The organism is Sphingobium sp. AS12 (assembly GCF_019097845.1).
GTDB lineage: Bacteria > Pseudomonadota > Alphaproteobacteria > Sphingomonadales > Sphingomonadaceae > Sphingobium.
This window is the reverse complement of the sequence record NZ_JAHRGM010000001.1, coordinates 539,900-555,002: the sequence shown is the minus strand read 5'-3', so window position 1 is coordinate 555,002 and position 15,103 is coordinate 539,900. Positions and strand designations below refer to the sequence as shown.

The window sequence follows — 15,103 nt, the reverse complement described above, 5'->3', positions numbered from 1 at the left end:
CGTCATGCACTCCATTGTTCCGGCTGGTCGGTTTCGACCAGCGCAGCATCGGGGAAAGCGGCCATCGCCGCCTTGACCACCGGGATTTCCAATATGTCGGCGCGGACCTCCGCCTTGGCCGCTTCCTCGCGCTCCAGCAAGGTCGGCTGTGCCGCCGCGTCGCTGGGTGTCACGCGCCATCCGATCCCCGTCATCTCGCGCAACGCCTGGGTCAGGCGCGCGGCGAAGTCGGACGGCAATTGCGGCGTCGCGCGATAGTCGATTTCCGGCGGCGCATAGCGGACCAGCCCGACACAATCATGCAGTTCCTGCGCCAGCTGCCCCTTGCCCTTCTGCCACAACGCTTCGATCAGATCCTCGAAACTCGCAGGCAGCTTCGCCGCCGGGCCAGCCGCCGGAGCCGAAGCAACCGCTCCCGATGGCGCAGCAATGACAGGCCCGCCCTCGCGCAGCAGCCGCGCCAGTTCGCCCGGATCGGGCATGGTCGCCGCGTGCATCACCCGCAACAGCGCCATTTCGCAGCTTTCGATCGGCAGGATCGCGCCCGCCACCTCGTCATGCCCTTTCAGCAGCAACTGCCACAGCCGATGCAACGGCGCGAAGCCCAGTTGCGAAGCCCAGTCGGCCAGCGCCCCCCGCTCCTCGGCGGACTGGCCGGGGCTGGCAATGTCGCGCCCCGCCTTCACCAGCGTCACCGCATGGACCAGTTCCAGCAGGCCGCGCATCAGCGCCAGCGGCTCGACCCCCAGCGCATATTGATCGCGCACCCCGCCCAGCAGAGCGGCAGTATCCCCCTCCAGCAACAGCCCCAGCAATCGGCGCACCGATCCGCGATCCGACAGGCCCAGCATGTCGCGCACCTGGGTCGCGGTGACCATCGGCTCGCCCTCGCCCATCTCGGCATGGGCAATGGCCTGATCCAGAATCGACAGCCCGTCGCGCGCCGATCCTTCGGCCGCCTGCGCAATCAGCGACAGCGCATCCGCCTCCGCCGCGACGCCCTCGGCCTCCACGACATGGGCGAAATGGCCCGCCAGCAACTCAGCCGGAATCCGCCGCAGATCAAACCGCTGACAACGCGACAGCACCGTCACCGGCACCTTGTTCACCTCGGTCGTGGCGAACAGGAATTTCACATGGGCAGGCGGCTCCTCCAGCGTTTTCAACAGCGCGTTGAACGCATTTTTGGAGAGCATATGCACTTCGTCGATGATGTAGATCTTGTAGCGCGCCGACACGGCGGCATAGCGTACCGCCTCGATAATCTCGCGCACATCATCGACGCCGGTATGGCTGGCCGCGTCCATCTCGACCACGTCGATATGCCGCCCCTCGGCAATAGCACGGCACGGCTCGCAAACTCCGCAAGGATCGATCGTCGGCCCGCCCTGCCCGTCCTCGCCAATGCAGTTCAGCGCCTTGGCGATCAGCCGCGCGGTCGACGTTTTGCCGACCCCGCGCACCCCCGTCATCAGGAAGGCATGGGCCAGCCGCCCCCGCTTGATCGCATTGCCCAGCGTCTGGACCATAGCGTCCTGTCCGATCAGCTCACGGAAATTGCGCGGCCGATATTTGCGCGCAAGAACGCGATAGGGCTGGGGGGAATCGGACATGAGGATTGTCTAGCCGTTCGGATGGCTATTGTCGAAGCGGGATGATGGGAAGGTGGGAGCCGGAACGACCCGCGGCAAAATCACTGTGGCTGCTTCCGTCAGGACCTGACCAGGTTGGCGACGACCTCGTCCGCCCGACTCCCGGCGCGGCATATGGCGAAGAAGGATGGGGATGGCAAGGGGCCACACACCACATCCGTTCGTCAGTCCAGCCCGCTCTTCTGCGCCTTGGCCAGAAAATCGAGCGCCGCCTGCGCCGCCTGTGCGATTGCCGCTTCCGCAGCCTTGGCGTCCACGGTCGGGCGATCGAGATAGATGGCTAATATAAATTCCTCGCCCGACGGTGCCTTCACCAGCGCCACGTCATTATAGGCGGTGCCGCATGTCCCGGTCTTGCTGCCCGACGTCCAACCTTCGGGCAGGCCAGCTTTGATCCTTTTGTCGCCGGTGCTGCTGGCGTTCAGCCAACCGCGCAGCGTATCGGCGCTCTTCCCCTGCATGTCGCGAAACAGCAGCCGCCCCATCAGCCCGGCCATCGCGGCGGGCGTCGTCGTATCGCGCGGATCACCCGGCGCATTTTCATTCAATGCCGGTTCGTTGCGGTCGAGCCGGGTCACGCTGTCGCCATGCGCGCGCATAAACGCCGTCAGCCCCTCTGGCCCACCCAGCATCGGCAGCAGTAGGTTCGCCGCGCTATTGTCGCTCACCTCGACCGCCGCCTGCGCCAGTTCGGCCATGCTCATGCGGCCGCGCTTCTTATTCTTCTTCACCACCGGCGCGTAATCTAGGATGTCGTCCTTGCCGAAGGGGATTTCCCCCTCCAGCCCGAATTTGCCACCCTCCGCGCCGATCAGCACGGCAGCAGCCAGCGGTGCCTTGAAGGTCGAACAGAGCGCAAACCGTTCGTCCCGGTTGAAGCCCAGGATCAGCGCACCCTTGCTGTCCACCAGCGCGATGCCCAGACGCCCGCCAGTTTCCTCCTCGATCGTCTTGGGATTGCGCACCGACGCCAGCGCCGATTGCGGCACCAAATAGCGCGGTGGCGGCGGCATCAGCGAATCGAGCCGCCCGGTCGGCACCGGCTCCGGCGCCTTTTTCTTCGGCGCGGCCAGCGTCGGCGCGGTCAGGCACAGGATCGCGGTCAGCGCGGCGATGCGAAGAGGTCCACGCACGATGATCCTCACATGCCCTGCATATTATAGGCTTCGGACGGAATACGGACGGTCAGGCTCTCCAGCCCTTCCGCCAGCACGATCTGGCAGGACAGGCGGCTGGTGCGCGTGGCAGCGGCGGCCAGGTCCAGCATATCCTCCTCATCCTCGCTCGCCCGGCGCAGGCGAGGAAAGTCCGCCGCATCGACGATGACATGGCAGGTGGAACAGGCCATCTGGCCTTCGCACGTCCCCTCCAGCGGCTGGCCCGCTGCCTGCGCCACATCCAGCAGGACCGATCCCGCCGGAGCATCGACTTCCTGCCGTCGCTCGCCATCGGCGCTGATGAAAATGATCCTGGTCATTGACGCGACGCTCCCTGCTACAGCGCCGCTTGTGCGGCTGCCGCCCTGTTCAATGCCTCCGCAGCGCTCTCCAGTTCGGCCGGCGTCGTGTAGCAGCCAAAGCCGATCCGCACCGATCCACGCGCCTGTGCGTCTGTCAGGCCCAGTGCGCGCAGCACATGGCTAGGCCGCCCGGACCCGCTTGCGCAAGCGCTTCCCAACGAAAAAGCAATATTGCGGCAATATGACAACAGCCGCGCCCCGTCGATCCCGTCGCGCCGCAGGTTCAGATTGCCGGGATAGCGCGCGTCCGCACTGCCATTGATCGTCCAGTCGGCAAACAGGCGACGCGCCATCGCGGCCAACATTTCCACATGCGCGCGATCAGCCCCAGCCCGCTCCCGCATCAACCGCGCCGCCACGCCAAACCCCGCACACAGCGCAGGCGACAGCGTGCCCGATCGCAAGCCGCCCTCCTGTCCCCCGCCATGGATCAGCGGCGCAGGCTTCACCCCGTCGCGCAGCCACAACGCGCCCACCCCCTTGGGACCATGAATCTTGTGCGCGCTGATCGCCACCATGTCGCATGTGTCGGGGATAGGCACCCGGCCATAGCCCTGCACAGCATCGCAAAGGAACAGCGCGCCTGCCTCATGCGCAAGGTCGGCGAGTGCCGCGACCGGCTGGATCACGCCAATCTCATTATTCACCAGCATCGCCACCACCAAAGCGACACCCGGACGGATCGCCTGCGCAGCGGCATCCATGTCGACTATACCGTCCTTCTTGACCGGCAACACCGTGACCGTCTGCCCCGCGCGACGCAACGCTTCCACCGTATCCAGCACCGCGGCATGTTCCGTCGCGATCGTCACGATGTCCCCCGACGGCGCACCCTGTATCGCGATATTCAGCGCCTCGGTCGCCCCGGACGTAAAGAGCAAACGCCCGCCACTCGGCAACAACCGGCCAATCTCCTCGCGCGCTACCTCCACATGAGCAGCGGCGGCCCGACCCAACCGATGCGCGCTGTGCGGATTGGCAAACTGGTCGCGCGACAACGGGACCATGGCGTCAAAGGCTTCGGGTGCCAGCGGCGTTGTCGCCTGATAATCCAGATAAATCATCGCCGCACCCGCGCGGCCATGGCGACCCACTGGCCCAGGAACCGCTCGACATCCGCCTCGCCTGTCTGCGGCCCGAAACTCACCCGCACCACCTCGCTCGCCGCCGCCTCGTCCCATCCCATCGCGTGCAGCACATGGCTGGTCTTGAGCGATCCCGACGAGCAAGCGCTGCCCGCCGACACCGAAATCCCCGCCAGATCGAACTGAATCAGCTGCGCCCGCGCCGACAGGCCCGGCATCCGGTAGCTGGCGATGGCCGGAATTCGCGCCGCATCGCGCGCGACCACTTGCCCGCCCGCTGCCTCGATACCCGCGTCCAGCCGCGCCCTCAGCTTCGCGGCAGCCGGCAACCAATCCGTCCGCGCCTCCAAAGCGGCTGCCATCGCCAATATGGCCGGCAAATTCTCGGTCCCCGCCCGATAGCCCTGCTCCTGCCCGCCCTTGGCATGGAGCAGCCCCAAGTCGCGCACCAGCAGTGCGCCAATCCCCGGCGGCCCGCCAAATTTATGCGCGCTGATCGCGATCATATCCGCGTCCGGCAGCGGCAGCTTGCCAGCACTTTGCGCGCAATCGGCGAACAGCAATGCCCCGTCGCGATCCAGCCCATCGAGCGGCTGGATCACCCCGGTCTCATTATTGACGTGCTGGATGGCAAGGGCAACGTCATCCCAGCGAACGCTGGGATCTCTCTTTTCTACAAACGCTGCAAAAGAAGCGGGGTCCCGGCTTTCGCCGGGATGACGAAGCATGAAAACGCATCCATCCCCATCCACCCCCAGCCGCTCCGCGTCCTCCGTCACCCGCAACACCGAATCATGCTCGACCGACGACGTCACCACCCGCGCCGCCTTCGCGCGCGTCAGCCCAATCGCGATCGCCTCGCTCGCCCCGGACGTGAAGATCACATGCCCCCGCCACCCCAGCGCCTCGGCCATCCGCGCCCGCGCCGTCTCCAGCATCGCACGAGCCGCGCGTCCGTCGGCATGGGGGCTGGACGGGTTGGCCCAGTACTCCAGCGCATCGACCATAGCCGCCTTGGCGGCGGGCAGCATCGGCGTGGTCGCGGCATGATCAAGATAGAGGCGTTGGGCAGCCACGATGCGATGCTACTCATTGATTGCGGAAATAGCGGCGGCTTCTATATAGGCGGTCTGCCGCGAAGCGCCAGCTTCTGGCGCGGCGCGCCTCCTTTTGCCACCGCCCGCCGACCTGACACAAGGTGATCGGTGGCCATAACGATAACAGGTGCCATGCCCGACGTAATCTTTACCGGACCCGAAGGTCGCCTCGAAGGCCGCTTCAGCCCCCCGCCCCGCCCGCGTGCGCCGGTCGCCATGATCCTGCACCCGCACCCCCAGGGCGGCGGCACGATGAACGACCGCATCACCCAGGCGCTATACAAGACCTTCGTGAAGCGCGGCTTTGCCGTGCTGCGCTTCAACTTCCGCGGCGTTGGCCGCAGCCAGGGCACGTTCGACAACGGCATCGGTGAATTGTCCGACGCCGCAGCAGCGCTCGACTGGGTCCAGAGCTTCCATCCCGAAGCGCAGACCACCTGGATCGCGGGCTTCTCCTTTGGTGCCTGGATCGGGATGCAGCTGCTGATGCGCCGCCCGGAAATCCGCGGTTTCATCTCGGTCGCCCCGCCCGCCAATATGTACGACTTTTCCTTCCTCGCGCCGTGCCCCTCGTCGGGCATCATCGTGCAGGGCACCTCGGACGAAGTTGTAACCGCCAGCGCCGTGCAGAAACTGGTCGACAAGCTGCGCACGCAAAAGGGCATCACAATCCACCACGACGAAATCCGTGGCGCCAACCATTTCTTCGAACATGAACTCGACCAGCTGATGAAGTCGGTCGACAATTATCTCGACATGCGCCTGTCCCCGGACTCGCCGATCCGCTGAGGATAGTGGGAGGCAAGGGGGGCCACGCCCTATGCCGTTCGCCCTGAGCGAAGTCGAAGGGCTTGGCTGAGCGCAGCCGAAGCCACTTCGCTTCGCTCAGTGCAGGGCTTCGACTTCGCTCAGCCCGAACGGTGTTAAAACAGGCCGTTTGCCCCTTGGTCGGCCTTGCCCTTGCGGCTCAGCGCTGCTCCAGCCCAGGCAGATCCGGCCCCGGAATCGCCGTGATCGCGACATTGCCGAACATCACCAGCCCCGCGACGATCATCAGCGCGCCCCGTTTCCGATCCCGCAATTTGAGCATCACATACAGCCCGCCGCCGGTCAGCAGCAGCCCGGCCAGCATCAAGATAGATAAAATCGTGCCTGTCATGCCCCTTCCCATAAGGGCGGCGGTCCAAGGTGGCAATTGCCGCCCTCACCCCCTATGAGGCGCGGGAACGAATCACCCCCGTGGTGAAGGGACGCATTCCATATGAAAATCGCCATCGCTTCCGATCATGCCGCCATCGACCTGAAGGCGGAACTCGCCCAGTGGCTGCGCGACGAAGGGCATGACGTCGCCGACCTTGGCCCCGCGACTGCCGACCGGGTCGACTATCCCGATTATGGTTACAAGCTGGCGACAGCCGTAGCGTCCGGCGCAGCGGAACGCGGCATTGCGCTCTGCGGATCAGGCATCGGCATTTCCATCGCGGTCAATCGCAACCCGGCCTGCCGCGCCGCGCTGGTCGGCGAACCACTGTCTGCCGCGCTCAGCCGCGAACATAATGACGCCAATGTCCTCGCCATGGGCGCGCGCCTCACCGGTGTGGACATGGCCAAGGCCTGCGTCACCGCCTTCCTCACCACCGATTTTGGCGGAGGCCGCCACACTGGCCGCGTCGAAAAACTCTCCCAGCCCGCGCTCTGAAAGGACTCTTCGATGAGCATCGACACCCTCGCCCCCGCCATCCGTCAGGACGGCTTTTTCAGCGAAAGCCTCGCCAGCGCGGACCCGGAAATCTTCGGCGCAATCGGTAACGAGCTGAAGCGCCAGCAGGACAAGATCGAACTGATCGCGTCCGAAAATATCGTTTCGAAAGCCGTGTTGGAAGCAGCCGGCTCCATCTTCACCAACAAATATGCCGAAGGCTATCCGGGCAAGCGTTACTATGGCGGCTGCGAATATGCCGACGTCGTCGAAACGCTGGCGATCGAGCGCGCCAAGCAATTGTTCGGCGCCAACTTCGCCAACGTCCAGCCCAACAGCGGCAGCCAGATGAACCAGGCCGTGTTCCTGGCGCTGCTCCAGCCGGGTGATACCTTCATGGGCCTCGACCTGTCGTCGGGTGGCCACCTGACCCACGGTTCGCCGGTCAATATGAGCGGCAAATGGTTCAACCCCGTCCCCTATGGCGTGCGCGCCGACGATCATCTGATCGACATGGACGAAGTCGCCCGCATCGCCCGCGAGTGCAAGCCCAAGCTCATCATCTGCGGCGGCACCGCCTATTCGCGCGTCTGGGACTTCCCCCGCTTCCGCGAAATCGCCGACGAAGTGGGTGCCTATCTGCTCGCCGATATGTCGCACTTCTCCGGCCTGGTCGCGGGCGGCGCGCATCCCTCGCCCGTCCCTTACGCCCATGTCACCACCACCACGACCCACAAGTCGCTGCGTGGCCCGCGGTCGGGCATTGTCCTGTGCAACGACGAAGCGATCGCCAAGAAGATCAACAGCGCCATCTTCCCCGGTATGCAGGGCGGCCCGCTGATGCACATCATCGCGGCCAAGGCCGTGGCCTTCAAGGAAGCGCTCAGCCCTGAGTTCAAGGCCTATGCCCACCAGATCGTCGCCAATGCCAAGACGCTGGCCGCAACGCTGGCGGACGCTGGCCTGTCGATCGTGTCGGGCGGCACCGACAATCACCTGATGCTGGTCGATCTGCGCGCCAAGAACACCACCGGCAAGGCGGCTGAAAAGGCACTCGACCGCGCCTTCATCACCTGCAACAAAAATAATGTGCCCTTCGACACCGCCAGCCCGTTCGTCACATCCGGCGTGCGCCTCGGCACCCCCGCCGGCACCACGCGCGGCTTTGGCGAAGCGGAGTTCCGCGAGATCGGCCAGCTGATCGCGCAGGTCGTCGAAGGCCTCAAGCGCAATGGCGACGAAGGCGACGGCCAGGTCGAAGCCCATGTGCGGGAAAAGGTGCTGGCTCTGACAAGCCGCTTCCCGATTTATTGAGCAACATGAAAGCCCCTCTCCTTCAGGGGAGGGGTTGGGGTGGGGCCTGTCCGGCTTAGGCAGCGTTAGGACAGGCCCACCCCCTAGCCCCCTCCCGCGAGCGAGAGGGAGAACTTGTGGGAGAATGTGAATGCGCTGCCCCTTCTGCGCCCATGAGGACAGCCAGGTGAAGGACAGTCGGCCGACGGAAGATGGCAACGCCATCCGCCGCCGCCGCCAGTGCGAAGCCTGCGCCGCGCGTTTCACCACCTTCGAGCGTATCCAGTTGCGCGACATCTGGGTGGTCAAGAGCGAGGGTCGCAAGGAAGCGTTCGAGCGCGACAAGCTCGCCCGTTCGATCGGCATCGCCTGCCGCAAGCGCCCGATCGACCCCAGCCGCATCGAAAAACTCATCTCCGGCATCCAGCGCCAGCTCGAAACCAGCGGCGACACCGAAGTCCCCGCCCGCGCCATCGGCGAACTGGTGATGGAAGGCCTCAAGCGCCTGGACAGCGTCGCCTATATCCGCTTCGCCAGCGTCTATAAGGACTTCAGCGACGCGAAGGATTTCGAGGAATTTGCCAGTACAGTGAAGGAAGTGGGCGGGTGATGGGCTTCCATCCGCGTTCGCCCCAACTACATCCCCACTGTTCGCTGCCTTCCCAACTCCGTTCGTCCTGAGTAGCCATTGAGCGGAGTCGAAATGGCGTATCGAAGGACCGCGCAATGACGTTTCACACTTATATGCTGCATTGCGCCGACGGCAGCTATTATATCGGCCACACCGATAATCTGGAGCAACGCATCGCCCAGCACCAGTCGGGCGAGATTCCGGGATACACGCAGAGCCGTCGCCCGGTCGCGTTGGTCTGGAGCCAGGATTTCGGGACGCGGGACGAAGCGCTTTCCGCCGAACAGCAGGTCAAGGGCTGGTCGCGCAAAAAGAAGGAAGGATTGATCGCGGGAGACTGGGATACCATCCGGCAGGCCGCGCGCAAATCCTTCGATACGGGGCTTCGACAGGCTCAGCCCCTACTCAGGACGAACGGTATTGAAATGACAGCTTCCCCCCCTCCCCCCGTCATCGTCCTCGTCCGCCCGCAACTGGGCGAGAATATCGGCAAGGCCGCCCGCGCCATGCTCAATTTCGGCCTCACCGAAATGCGGCTGGTTTCGCCCCGCGATGGCTGGCCCAACCCCGATGCTGGCCCATCCGCAGCCGGCGCGGACTTCATTCTCGATCAGGCGCAGGTCTTTGAAACGCTCGCCGAAGCCGTCTCCGACTGCGCCCATGTCTATGCCACCACCGTGCGCAAGCGCGGCGTGACCAAGCCGGTCGTGACGCCAGAGGAAGCCGCCCGCGAAATCCACGCCGCACAGGGCCGCTGCGCCTATATTTTCGGGCCGGAACGCTCAGGGCTGGAGACAGAGGATGTCGCGCTCGCCCGCAAGATTCTCACGGTCCCGATCAATCCTGAATTCGGGTCGCTAAACCTCGCACAGGCGGTCATATTGTGCGCCTATGAATGGTCCAAACAGGCCGACCTGAAACAGCCCACCATCACCGACCTTGGCGAACCCGCGCCACAGGTAGAGCTGGAAGGGATGATCGAACAGCTCAACACATTGCTGGAAAAGGTCGGCTATTTCTTCCCGCCCGACCGCGCCAATGCGACCCGGCTGACGCTGCGCAACCTGCTGACCAAGCCGGGCTGGAACCATCTGGAGGTCCGCACGCTCCGCGGCGTCCTCTCCCACCTCAACCGCCCGCGCGAACGCTAGGTCTGGCACCCCCACCTCCGTTCGTTTCGAGCGAAGTCGAGAAACCTGCGCGCTACCTTTCTCGACAAGCTCAAAACGAACGGAGGCAAATTAGCCCCGCGTCCGCTCAAACTCCGCCATCTCATAGGCAATCGACGCCTCGACCAACTGCTCCCACAGGTCGCCGACAATCTCCACCGGCGCGCCTACCCGCGCCGCCTCCGCGCAGGCTTGGTCGATCACCTGACGCTTGCGCGCCTCGTCCCGCACCGCCCCGCGATCAGGCTTGATCCGGGCGGCGGCGCGCATATGGGCAAAGCGCCGGGCCAATAACGCGACCAGTTCGCGGTCGATCGCATCGACACCTGCCCGCACCTCGACCATGCTGCTATAATCATCAGGGTTCATGCCCCGCCAATTAGGCGTCGCTCAAGCCCCTGTCGAGGGTTGACATGCCGCCCCCTTGTGGCCATAGGCGCGCCTTCGCAATTGGCCCCGCATCCCGGTGAAGCGGCGGCCCTGCCCCTGAGCGCACAAGCGCAACACGGACGTAGGCGATACCGGGAATGATGCTCACCCTTTCAGGGCGGGCTTAGTTGTTAGCATTTGTAAGGAATTATTGATGACGAAGCGCACTGCCGCCAAGTATAAACTCGACCGTCGCATGGGCGAGAATATCTGGGGCCGTCCCAAGTCGCCTGTGAACAAGCGCGAATATGGCCCCGGTCAGCACGGCCAGCGCCGCAAGGGCAAGGTGTCCGATTACGGCATCCAGCTGCGCGCCAAGCAGAAGCTCAAGGGCTATTACGGCGACATCACCGAAAAGCAGTTCAAGAAGAACTATTTTGAAGCGAGCCGCATGAAGGGCGACACCGGCCAGAACCTCATCGGCCTGCTCGAACGCCGCCTGGACGCCGTCGTCTATCGCGCCAAGTTCGCGCCGACCATCTTCTCCTCGCGTCAGATCGTTTCGCACGGCCACATCTATGTGAACGGCGTGAAGTGCAACATTGCCTCGCGTCTGGTGAAGCCGGGCGACGAAATCACCCTGGGCAAGAAGGCGCAGGAAATGGCGCTGGTGATGGAAGCACAGGCTCTGGCCGAACGCGACATCCCCGACTATGTCTCGCCCGATGGCGCCGCCAAGGTCACCTATGTCCGTGTCCCCACGCTGGACGAAGTGCCCTATCCGGTGAAGATGGAACCCAATCTGGTCGTCGAATTCTATTCGCGCTGATCGGCTTCTACCCAAGCTTTACAAAAAGGGCGGCCCCGCAAGGAGCCGCCCTTTTTCATGCAGAAGGCGCCACGAAAACCATGACCGACACCGAAAGCGCATCGCCCATCGGCCGAACGCAAAGGCGACTGCTGCGGCGGATCTACAATGGCCGCACCGTGCCGATCACCGCCGATGGCAAGCCCTTCCTGACCTACAAGGACGCCGTCAAATATCTTGAGGCATTGGACGCCGATACGCGCGAAGCCGTTTACGAAGAAATGAAGGCGTCAGCGAAAAATGGCAAAGGCGGGACAGCGGCGTCCTGACGTCCGGGCTTGCACGCGCCCGCCACCTCGTTAAGCGCAACCCTATGGCGAAAACAGCCCTCCATCTCTACGCGCTGGCCCTGGGATCGAACCGCGCCCTGTCCGCCCGCCTGACGCCCCGGCAATTGCTGGAGGAAGCAACCAAGCGAATCGCGCTACACGCTCAAATCGTGGCAACGTCGCCCGCTATCGAAACTCCGCCCATCGGCCCCTCCCGCCGCCGCTACGCCAACGCCGCGATACTGGTCCAAAGCCCGCTCGAACCACCCGCCATGCTGGCCTGGCTCCAGTCGATCGAACAGGCATTGGGCCGCCGCCGCTATCGCCGCTGGGGGGCGCGCAGGGTCGATATCGACATCATCCTCTGGTCCGGCGGCGTCTGGAACAGCCCGATGCTCACCATCCCCCATCCCGCCTTTGCCGCGCGCGATTTCGTCCTGACGCCGCTGCGCGCCATCGCGCCCGCCTGGCGCGATCCCCGATCCGGCCTCACGATCCGCCACCTGCAAGCCCGCCTGCAAAAAGCCCAACAAACCATGCCACAAGAGGTTGACCATCCCCGCCGCCCCCTTTAGGGCGAGCGCACCTCAGCAATCGGGGGTCCATAGCTCAGTCGGTAGAGCAACTGACTTTTAATCAGTAGGTCGCTGGTTCGAACCCAGCTGGACTCACCATATCTCCCGCCCCGCCTATGTCGCGGCCGTGTCGATCACGCTGTGCCCTTCCAGCTGCCGGATATGATGGCGCAGGCGCTTCTTCACGATCTGGCAGAGCGGCGACAGCGACCGGCGCGCCAATGTGTACATCGCCATCCGAACCTGTTGGGGATGCTGGCGAGGCAACTCGCATAAACTTCCGTCCGCCAGTGCATCGGCAACCGCATAAGCGGACGAAAACCATATCGCATCGCTCGACGCCGTGACCGCCGCCAAAGTCGCAAAATCCTCGACCACATTGGGCGAACCATGGACATGCGCCTGTATCTCGTCAGGCAGCGGCAATCCGGCCCAACTGGAGCGCAGCACCGGGAAACGCCGCCCGCCGTCGCCTCCTGCCAGCAGCGGATGACCCGCGCGCACGATCAGGCTGAGCGGAAAATGCCCCAGCAATTCGACCCGCGCCTGCTCCACATCCTGGATCAGGCCGTCCTGACTGATAAAAAATTCTATGTCGCCGGCCAGCAGCAGCGCCCAGAGCGCCTCTACATCGCGCACCACCACCTCGTTCGCGACCTCCGGGGCAGCCTGCAACCGGTCAGGCAATAATCGCGACAGCAGGGCGCGCGCGGGCATGGGAGCCATGCCGAACCGGATACGCCCCGCCTCCCCCTGCGCACCGCGCTGCGACTGTCGCTCCAGATCGTCCGCGTCGGCAATCAGGAAGCCCGCCCGCTCCGCAAACATGCCACCCTGGGTCGTCAGGCTGACGCCGCTGCGGTCGCGATCGAACAGCCGGACCCCCAATTGCCGCTCCAGCGCCTGGATCGACCGGGTAAGGCTGGGCTGGGTGATGCCCAAATCCTCCGCCGCCCGCGCATAATTCAGCCTGCGGGCGAGCGCGAGCATGTGCCGCAAATTGCGCAGTTCTAGCATGATACGTCCTACGTATTAAATTTGCCTATCAAATACATTGGACGCAGTACAGGCCATCTGCAACCATCAGCTGCACAGACGACGGACCGGCACCGTCGCACAGAGGAGGTCAATGATGGCGCTTATCAAGGTTCTCGATCCCACCGCCAGACGGATGGACGACGATGCCAGCCCCGGTCCCGATGCAGGCGCGCTGGCGGGCAAGCGTATCGGCTTTCGCCTCGACCAGATATGGCGCTGCTGGGACTGGATCAGCGAAAGCTGGGCGGAAAAAATGCGCAACGCCGGGGCTGAAGTTTCCTTCTGGCGCTCCACCAACCGGTCGGGCGAAGAAGGCGAGGCGCAAAATCAATCGTTACAAGCATGGCTGGCTACCATCGACATCGCTGTCGTCGGCCTCGCTAATTGCGGCTCCTGCACCGGCTGGACCATTCGCGACGCCATTGCCGCCGCCAATGCTGGCGTCGCCACCACCGCGATCGCGACCCGCAATTTCGAGGATTTCGCGCATGAACTGGCCGCACGCGGCGGGCGTTCGGGGCTGCGTGTCCATGTCCTTCCCTACCCGCTCAACGAATTGTCGCGTGAAGAGGTCGATCCTGTCGCCCAGGCCTATTTTGCGGGCCTGCTTGAAGTCATGGGCGGCAGCCTGACCGCGGAGGAAAAGGCAGCATGAGCATCCATCTGATCAAGCCATCGAACCGCAAAACGACCGCGCCCAAGACGTTGGTCAGCCGCGATTGCGGCCCGGCCGGGTGCGAAATCGACTGGCTGACCAGTCGCCGGGTCGCGGCGGACGATGATATAGAGGCGTTCACCAGCTTCTCGCTGGAGCAGGGCTGGGGCGACGGCCTGCCGCTCATCCCGCCGACCGATGCGCGCGTCCGCATGATCCTGTCGGAAAATGATCGCTATCCCGACGAACTGATCGCGCGGATGCCCGACAGCTCCGAATGTACGGTCGAAAAGATCGTCATCAACGCCGTGATGGCCGGAGCGCCCGCTGACTCGCTGGAACTCATCATCGCCGCGATTGAGGCGATCGCCGAACCCGACTTCGAACTCTATGGCGTCAACGCCACCACCGCGCCGGTCTATCCCGGCTTCATCGTCAACGGGCCGATCAGAGACGCGCTGCATATTCCATACAGCGATGGCTGCGCGGGCGGCGTGGCGACACGGGCCAATGCCATCGGCCGCGCCATCCGCCTGATCATGCGCAACGTCGCGGGGCAAGTTGCCGGTGTCACGACCCAGACGACATTCGGGTCGCCGGGGCGGCTGGGCGGCCTGCTCATGGGCGAGTGGGAGGAAAAATCACCCTGGGCGCCGCTGGCCGAGCGACGGGCGGGGATCGTCGGCAACGCCGTCACCGCCTTCAGCACGATGGGGACGATGAACATCCTCGACACCACATCATCGGGCGCGCACGCCTTTCTGGAGATGATCGGCAAGTCCGTCTCCTATGCCGGGGCCAACTGCTATTCACCCTCGATGGAATATGCGGAAATGACGATCGGCATCAATCCGATCTGCGCCGACATCATCGCCAAAGAATTGCCCACGATCGAGGATGTGCAGGAAATTCTCTGGAACTGTGCCGCCGTCCCGGCCGACTGGTTCCAGGCGCTGCATCGCGACCAGCTCGCCGCGCAGGGCCGCATCCGCAGCGATGGTCGCGTCTATGCGACTCCGGAACCAAAGGACATGATCCTGTTCGTGTGCGGCGGCCTTGGCGGCTTGCACGCGCTGGGCCTGCACAGCTTCGGCAGTTCGCTGGCGCAAACCCGGCAGATCGCCACCGCCACGCCTGCCAGCGCCGTTCAGGCAGCCGAATGAAGCGATAAGGAGGAAGGCGCG

At 64.3% G+C, this 15,103-nt stretch carries 18 protein-coding genes, 1 tRNA gene and 1 other RNA gene; 11 read left to right on the top strand and 9 right to left on the bottom strand.

Going from position 1 to position 15,103, the window contains the following annotated elements; all coding sequences use genetic code 11:
* Positions 1 to 2: 2 nt before the first annotated feature.
* From KRZ98_RS02795 to KRZ98_RS02770, 6 genes are all read right to left on the bottom strand, one after another.
* A complete protein-coding gene (locus KRZ98_RS02795) occupies positions 3 to 1,613 on the bottom strand; it encodes a DNA polymerase III subunit gamma/tau (protein WP_217672133.1) in 1,611 nt (536 codons plus the stop codon).
* A 48-nt stretch (positions 1,614 to 1,661) separates the two neighbouring features.
* An RNA gene (gene ffs / locus KRZ98_RS02790) (signal recognition particle sRNA small type) lies at positions 1,662 to 1,759 on the bottom strand.
* A gap of 57 nt (positions 1,760 to 1,816) precedes the next feature.
* Positions 1,817 to 2,791: an SGM family class A beta-lactamase gene (gene blaSGM / locus KRZ98_RS02785; RefSeq protein ID WP_217672410.1), complete on the bottom strand. Its 975-nt coding sequence runs from the start codon at positions 2,789 to 2,791 to the stop codon at positions 1,817 to 1,819.
* Positions 2,792 to 2,793: 2 nt separating this feature from the next.
* Entirely contained in the window at positions 2,794 to 3,129 is a 336-nt protein-coding gene (locus tag KRZ98_RS02780; protein ID WP_217672132.1) for a 2Fe-2S iron-sulfur cluster-binding protein, read from the bottom strand.
* Between the two features lie 17 nt (positions 3,130 to 3,146).
* Complete coding sequence (locus KRZ98_RS02775; RefSeq protein WP_217672131.1) at positions 3,147 to 4,235, bottom strand: cysteine desulfurase family protein; 1,089 nt, start codon at positions 4,233 to 4,235, stop codon at positions 3,147 to 3,149.
* Positions 4,232 to 5,332 (bottom strand): aminotransferase class V-fold PLP-dependent enzyme, encoded by a 1,101-nt coding sequence (locus KRZ98_RS02770; RefSeq protein ID WP_217672130.1) that lies wholly within the window; start codon positions 5,330 to 5,332, stop codon positions 4,232 to 4,234. The genes KRZ98_RS02775 and KRZ98_RS02770 overlap by 4 nt, the downstream gene beginning before the upstream one ends.
* 153 nt (positions 5,333 to 5,485) lie before the next feature.
* Here KRZ98_RS02770 and KRZ98_RS02765 point away from each other — a divergent pair, with 153 nt between their 5' ends.
* Positions 5,486 to 6,142, top strand: a complete 657-nt coding sequence (locus KRZ98_RS02765; protein WP_017184627.1) for an alpha/beta hydrolase — start codon at positions 5,486 to 5,488, stop codon at positions 6,140 to 6,142.
* 178 nt (positions 6,143 to 6,320) lie between these two features.
* Here KRZ98_RS02765 and KRZ98_RS02760 read toward each other — a convergent pair whose 3' ends face one another.
* On the bottom strand, positions 6,321 to 6,512 hold the full coding sequence (locus tag KRZ98_RS02760; protein ID WP_217672129.1) for a hypothetical protein: 192 nt from the start codon (positions 6,510 to 6,512) through the stop codon (positions 6,321 to 6,323).
* A 102-nt stretch (positions 6,513 to 6,614) separates the two neighbouring features.
* Here KRZ98_RS02760 and rpiB point away from each other — a divergent pair, with 102 nt between their 5' ends.
* The 4 genes from rpiB to KRZ98_RS02740 all read left to right on the top strand — a co-directional run bounded on the left by rpiB (position 6,615) and on the right by KRZ98_RS02740 (position 10,127).
* Positions 6,615 to 7,052: a ribose 5-phosphate isomerase B gene (gene rpiB, locus KRZ98_RS02755; RefSeq protein ID WP_217672128.1), complete on the top strand. Its 438-nt coding sequence runs from the start codon at positions 6,615 to 6,617 to the stop codon at positions 7,050 to 7,052.
* Positions 7,053 to 7,064: 12 nt separating this feature from the next.
* Positions 7,065 to 8,366, top strand: a complete 1,302-nt coding sequence (gene glyA / locus KRZ98_RS02750; RefSeq protein WP_217672127.1) for a serine hydroxymethyltransferase — start codon at positions 7,065 to 7,067, stop codon at positions 8,364 to 8,366.
* A gap of 130 nt (positions 8,367 to 8,496) precedes the next feature.
* A complete protein-coding gene (gene nrdR, locus KRZ98_RS02745; RefSeq protein WP_217672126.1) occupies positions 8,497 to 8,955 on the top strand; it encodes a transcriptional regulator NrdR in 459 nt (152 codons plus the stop codon).
* Between the two features lie 116 nt (positions 8,956 to 9,071).
* A complete protein-coding gene (locus tag KRZ98_RS02740) occupies positions 9,072 to 10,127 on the top strand; it encodes a TrmJ/YjtD family RNA methyltransferase (protein WP_217672125.1) in 1,056 nt (351 codons plus the stop codon).
* Positions 10,128 to 10,217: 90 nt separating this feature from the next.
* Here KRZ98_RS02740 and KRZ98_RS02735 read toward each other — a convergent pair whose 3' ends face one another.
* Positions 10,218 to 10,514 carry a chorismate mutase gene (locus tag KRZ98_RS02735; protein ID WP_217672124.1) on the bottom strand — a complete coding sequence of 99 codons (297 nt, stop codon included), beginning with the start codon at positions 10,512 to 10,514 and terminating at the stop codon, positions 10,218 to 10,220.
* 214 nt (positions 10,515 to 10,728) lie between these two features.
* On the opposite strand from KRZ98_RS02735, the gene rpsD reads away from it, so the two are divergent.
* The 4 genes from rpsD to KRZ98_RS02715 all read left to right on the top strand — a co-directional run bounded on the left by rpsD (position 10,729) and on the right by KRZ98_RS02715 (position 12,325).
* The gene (rpsD, locus tag KRZ98_RS02730; RefSeq protein ID WP_119744223.1) at positions 10,729 to 11,343 is read left to right on the top strand and encodes a 30S ribosomal protein S4; all 615 of its coding nucleotides are present in this window, start codon (positions 10,729 to 10,731) and stop codon (positions 11,341 to 11,343) included.
* 80 nt (positions 11,344 to 11,423) lie between these two features.
* Positions 11,424 to 11,651, top strand: a complete 228-nt coding sequence (locus tag KRZ98_RS02725) for a hypothetical protein (protein ID WP_217672123.1) — start codon at positions 11,424 to 11,426, stop codon at positions 11,649 to 11,651.
* Positions 11,652 to 11,695: 44 nt separating this feature from the next.
* On the top strand, positions 11,696 to 12,226 hold the full coding sequence (gene folK, locus KRZ98_RS02720) for a 2-amino-4-hydroxy-6-hydroxymethyldihydropteridine diphosphokinase (protein WP_217672122.1): 531 nt from the start codon (positions 11,696 to 11,698) through the stop codon (positions 12,224 to 12,226).
* Between the two features lie 23 nt (positions 12,227 to 12,249).
* Positions 12,250 to 12,325 (top strand) — tRNA-Lys (locus KRZ98_RS02715).
* A gap of 15 nt (positions 12,326 to 12,340) precedes the next feature.
* Here the strand turns inward: KRZ98_RS02715 and KRZ98_RS02710 are convergent.
* Positions 12,341 to 13,243, bottom strand: coding sequence for a LysR family transcriptional regulator (locus KRZ98_RS02710; RefSeq protein WP_217672121.1), 903 nt, complete (start codon positions 13,241 to 13,243; stop codon positions 12,341 to 12,343).
* A 112-nt stretch (positions 13,244 to 13,355) separates the two neighbouring features.
* Between KRZ98_RS02710 and KRZ98_RS02705 the strand changes: the two genes are divergently transcribed.
* Both KRZ98_RS02705 and KRZ98_RS02700 read left to right on the top strand, forming a co-directional pair.
* On the top strand, positions 13,356 to 13,919 hold the full coding sequence (locus tag KRZ98_RS02705; RefSeq protein ID WP_254798031.1) for a hypothetical protein: 564 nt from the start codon (positions 13,356 to 13,358) through the stop codon (positions 13,917 to 13,919).
* Positions 13,916 to 15,082 (top strand): hypothetical protein, encoded by a 1,167-nt coding sequence (locus tag KRZ98_RS02700; RefSeq protein WP_217672120.1) that lies wholly within the window; start codon positions 13,916 to 13,918, stop codon positions 15,080 to 15,082. The genes KRZ98_RS02705 and KRZ98_RS02700 overlap by 4 nt, the downstream gene beginning before the upstream one ends.
* The last annotated feature ends 21 nt before the right edge of the window (positions 15,083 to 15,103 follow it).

Bases quoted from the DNA above. Each gene is read 5' to 3' on its own strand.
- KRZ98_RS02795 (WP_217672133.1), bottom strand. From the start codon at position 1,613: ATGTCCGATTCCCCCCAGCCCTATCGCGTTCTTGCGCGCAAATATCGG.
- KRZ98_RS02780 (WP_217672132.1), bottom strand. From the start codon at position 3,129: ATGACCAGGATCATTTTCATCAGCGCCGATGGCGAGCGACGGCAGGAA.
- KRZ98_RS02775 (WP_217672131.1), bottom strand. From the start codon at position 4,235: ATGATTTATCTGGATTATCAGGCGACAACGCCGCTGGCACCCGAAGCC.
- KRZ98_RS02765 (WP_017184627.1), top strand. From the start codon at position 5,486: ATGCCCGACGTAATCTTTACCGGACCCGAAGGTCGCCTCGAAGGCCGC.
- KRZ98_RS02760 (WP_217672129.1), bottom strand. From the start codon at position 6,512: ATGACAGGCACGATTTTATCTATCTTGATGCTGGCCGGGCTGCTGCTG.
- rpiB (WP_217672128.1), top strand. From the start codon at position 6,615: ATGAAAATCGCCATCGCTTCCGATCATGCCGCCATCGACCTGAAGGCG.
- glyA (WP_217672127.1), top strand. From the start codon at position 7,065: ATGAGCATCGACACCCTCGCCCCCGCCATCCGTCAGGACGGCTTTTTC.
- nrdR (WP_217672126.1), top strand. From the start codon at position 8,497: ATGCGCTGCCCCTTCTGCGCCCATGAGGACAGCCAGGTGAAGGACAGT.
- KRZ98_RS02740 (WP_217672125.1), top strand. From the start codon at position 9,072: ATGACGTTTCACACTTATATGCTGCATTGCGCCGACGGCAGCTATTAT.
- KRZ98_RS02735 (WP_217672124.1), bottom strand. From the start codon at position 10,514: ATGAACCCTGATGATTATAGCAGCATGGTCGAGGTGCGGGCAGGTGTC.
- rpsD (WP_119744223.1), top strand. From the start codon at position 10,729: ATGACGAAGCGCACTGCCGCCAAGTATAAACTCGACCGTCGCATGGGC.
- KRZ98_RS02725 (WP_217672123.1), top strand. From the start codon at position 11,424: ATGACCGACACCGAAAGCGCATCGCCCATCGGCCGAACGCAAAGGCGA.
- folK (WP_217672122.1), top strand. From the start codon at position 11,696: ATGGCGAAAACAGCCCTCCATCTCTACGCGCTGGCCCTGGGATCGAAC.
- KRZ98_RS02710 (WP_217672121.1), bottom strand. From the start codon at position 13,243: ATGCTAGAACTGCGCAATTTGCGGCACATGCTCGCGCTCGCCCGCAGG.
- KRZ98_RS02705 (WP_254798031.1), top strand. From the start codon at position 13,356: ATGATGGCGCTTATCAAGGTTCTCGATCCCACCGCCAGACGGATGGAC.
- KRZ98_RS02700 (WP_217672120.1), top strand. From the start codon at position 13,916: ATGAGCATCCATCTGATCAAGCCATCGAACCGCAAAACGACCGCGCCC.